The following is a 3589-nucleotide window of genomic DNA, read 5'->3' as shown; positions in this document are numbered from 1 at the left end:
TCATCGAGCCGGCCACGCCGTGGCCCGGCCCGGATCCCCGGCCGCTCGTGTCGTTCAACGTGACCATCGATTCGCTGGGGCTGACGTGCATGCCCTCGCACGTCCTGCCCCACAAGTTCAACATGGAACTGCCGCCCTTCCTGCAGATCCTCGCCGATCGTGGTTACGGGCTCGTCCTCACGGACTTCCAGGGCCCCAAGGCCGCCTACGCGGCGGGACGGGCCAACGGCCGGGCCGTCCTGGACGGGATCCGCGCGGCCCGCGCCTTCACCCCGGCCGGCGACCCGGGTCCGCTCTTCTCCGGGTCGCGCGTGGTCCAGGTGGGGTACTCCGGCGGGGGTATCGCCACGGGATGGGCCGCCCAACTGCAGCCGGTGTACGCCCCCGAGCTCACCGGTGTGCTCGTCGGGTCCTCCGTAGGCGGGGTCCCCGCCGACTACGCGGATCTGTTCGACACGATGGACGGGACGCTCGCCTCCGGCCTCTACCGCGCCGCCGTACTGGGGCTGGCCCGCGAGTACCCGCAGTTGTACCCGCTGCTCAACGACACCGGTGATGTGGTGGCGCACCAGCTCCGCGACGCCTGCGCGTCGACCAACACGGTCGGCGGACTCGCTCCCTTCCCGCTGTCGGCGCTCACCGACGTCGACCCCCGCACCGATCCCACGGTGATCGAGGTCATGGCGCGGAACCGACTGGGACGCGCCGACCCCGCCCACGGGGCGGATCCCCGCGAGGTCCCCACCGGGCCCGTGCAGGTGTGGCACGCCGACGCGACCGTCCCGATGGGCCCCGGCCCGGGCTCGTCGCAGGGCCCCGGGGACACCTTCGTCCCGGAGTGGACCGCCCACAGGCTGGTCGACGAGTGGTGCGCGGCGGGTGCGGACGTGGAGTACACGCCCGTGGCCGGAGAACACGTGACCGGCGCCTACACGGCGGTCGGACCCGCTCTCGACTGGGTCGACGCCCGCGCCCGGGGCGTGCCGATCACCACGGGGTGCCGCTGATCGCCGACCCCGGCGGTAACCTCGACCGGGTGAGCACCACGCAGCAGCCCCCCCCGGCCCAGTCCGCCCTGGACACCGAACTCAAGCGACTCACCGGCTGGGGACGCACCTCGCCGGCCGTGAGCCATGTGCTCACCCCGCGCTCGGTGGAGGAGATCTCGGCGGCCGTCGCGGCGGTCAACGACGCCAACGCCTCCGGTCCAGCACACCTGCAGCGCGGGGTCGTGGCCCGGGGACTCGGCCGCTCGTACGGGGACAGCGCGCAGAACTCCGGCGGCCTCGTGCTGGACATGAGCCGCTTCAACCGCATCCACGAGCTCAACGCCGAGAAGGCGCTCGCCGTGGTCGACGCCGGTGTGAACCTGGACCAGCTCATGCGCGCCGCCCTGCCGTTCGGCCTGTGGGTGCCGGTCCTGCCGGGCACGCGCCAGGTCACCGTGGGCGGGGCGATCGGACACGACATCCACGGCAAGAACCACCACTCGGCGGGGTCGTTCGGCAACCACGTCACCCGGATGGAGCTGCTCGTCGCGGACGGCCGCGTCCTCACCCTCGAGCCCGGTGGGACGTCCGACGACCCCGGGGGCACGCTCTTCTGGGCCACGGTGGGCGGCAACGGCCTCACCGGCGTGGTCCTCAAGGTGTGGATCGCCATGACCCGCACCGAGACCGCCTTCTTCCTGGCCGACTCCGATCAGACGGCCTCGCTCGACGAGACCATCGCGCTGCACACCGACGGCTCCGAGTCGAGGTACACCTACTCCTCGGCGTGGTTCGACGCGATCAGCGCACCCCCGAAGCTCGGCCGCGCGGCGGTGTCCCGCGGTTCGCTCGCCACGCTGGCCCAGCTCGAGGAGTACGCACCCAAGCTCGCCAGGGACCCGCTGGCCATGAACGCCAAGCCGCTGGTCACGTTCCCGGACGTGTTCCCCAACGGCCTGGCCAACAAGTTCACCTTCGGCCCCATCGGCGAGGTCTACTACCGCCTCGGCGGCACCTCGCGGAACAAGATCAAGACCCTCCCGGCCTTCTATCACATGCTCGATCTCTTCGGGGAGTGGAACCGCGCGTACGGGTCCGACGGCTTCCTGCAGTACCAGTTCATCGTCCCGCCCGGGGCGGTCGACGGGTTCAAGGAGATCATCGGCGACATCCAGCGGTCGGGCCACTACTCGTTCCTCAACGTGTTCAAGCTCTTCGGACCCGGCAACCAGGCCCCGCTCTCGTTCCCCATGGAGGGGTGGAACGTGTGCGTGGACTTCCCCATCAACGACCGCCTGAACGCGTTCGTCAACGAGCTCGACGCCAAGGTCATGTCGATGGGCGGCCGGCTCTACACCGCCAAGGACTCGCGGGTCCCGGCCGAGCGTTTCCACGCGATGTACCCGCAGATCGACTCGTGGATCGCCACGCGCCGCGGGATCGACCCCCACGGGGTCTTCGTCTCCGACATGGGCCGGCGTCTCGAACTGCTCTGACCCGGGGGCTGTACAGGCGGTCGTCGGCGGGCCCACAATAGGGTGACCCCGGACGACGAGGGTCGCCCGGAGGCCGATCGGGAGTCCGCCATGATCCTCCGCACCGTCGCCGCCGCCGTCGTCCTCGTCGCCGTCTCCCCGCCGTCCACCGCGTGGAGACGGGCACCGCGGAGGCCTCCCCCGGCCTCGCCCGCGGTCCGTCCACCCTCTCGGGGTACGCGCCCCGCCGGGTAGTCCCGGCCACCTTCCCCGTTCCGGCGGGAAGGCCTCGGTAGACTCCTGCGCATGATCAATGCCGTCGGCGTCCCCCAGACCCTGCTCCTGCTCGGAGGCACCTCCGAGATCGGCCTGGCGATCTGCGGGGAATACCTCCAGCAGGGGCCGATGCGCGTCGTGCTGGCCTGCCTCCCCGGAGACCCGGGCATCGAGGACGCGCGCGCCGAGATGACGGCCGCCGGGGCCACCGCCGTCGACGTGGTGGACTTCGACGCCGCCGCCACCGACTCCCACCCGGCCGCCTTCGAGCAGATCTTCGCCGGGGGCGACGTCGACGTGGCGATCGTGGCTTTCGGCCTGCTCGGGGAGAACGAGGAACTGTGGTCCGATCAGCGCAAGGCCGTGCAGATCGCCCAGGTCAACTACACCGGCGCCGTCTCGGTGGGCGTGCTGCTCGCCGAGCGGATGAAGGCGCAGGGTTACGGCCGGATCATCGCCATGAGTTCGGCCGCCGGACTCCGCGCCCGCCGCTCCAACTTCGTCTACGGCTCCACCAAGGCCGGACTCGACTCCTTCTACACGGGCCTGGGCTACGCGCTCGACGAGTACGGGGTGGACGTCCTGGTGATCCGCCCGGGTCAGGTCCGCACCCGCATGTCCGCGCACGTCAAAGAGGCACCGCTCACCATCAACAAGGACGACGTCGCCCGCATCGCGGTCAAGAAGTCCGGGGCGGGCAAGGGCGCCGTCTTCGCCCCCGCCGCGTTCGGCGGCGTCATGGCCGTGCTCACCCACGTGCCGCGCCCGATCTTCCGCAAGCTCCCCTTCTGACCATGCCGGTGGCGCTCCGGGGGCCGGGCCTGGCGGCCGCGGCGACGCTGCTGGCCG

3 protein-coding genes are annotated in these 3589 nt (G+C 71.4%); all 3 read left to right on the top strand.

Features of this window, described 5'->3' with window-relative positions; all coding sequences use genetic code 11:
• Positions 1-1007, top strand: a 1007-nt coding sequence (locus G6018_RS12945) for a lipase family protein (RefSeq protein ID WP_182639819.1), incomplete at its 5' end; no start/stop codon positions are given.
• A gap of 29 nt (positions 1008-1036) precedes the next feature.
• The gene (locus G6018_RS12940) at positions 1037-2485 is read left to right on the top strand and encodes an FAD-binding protein (RefSeq protein ID WP_182639818.1); all 1449 of its coding nucleotides are present in this window, start codon (positions 1037-1039) and stop codon (positions 2483-2485) included.
• Between the two features lie 285 nt (positions 2486-2770).
• Positions 2771-3532, top strand: coding sequence for a decaprenylphospho-beta-D-erythro-pentofuranosid-2-ulose 2-reductase (locus tag G6018_RS12935; RefSeq protein WP_017837464.1), 762 nt, complete (start codon positions 2771-2773; stop codon positions 3530-3532).
• The last annotated feature ends 57 nt before the right edge of the window (positions 3533-3589 follow it).

Source organism: Dietzia sp. DQ11-44 (assembly GCF_014145205.1).
GTDB lineage: Bacteria > Actinomycetota > Actinomycetes > Mycobacteriales > Mycobacteriaceae > Dietzia > Dietzia natronolimnaea.
Note: the sequence above shows the minus strand (reverse complement) of the source record. Positions and strands in the feature narration are given on the sequence as shown.

What these genes read in the sequence shown, in the direction of transcription:
- G6018_RS12935 (WP_017837464.1), top strand. Translation starts at nt 2,771, where the DNA reads ATGATCAATGCCGTCGGCGTCCCCCAGACCCTGCTCCTGCTCGGAGGC.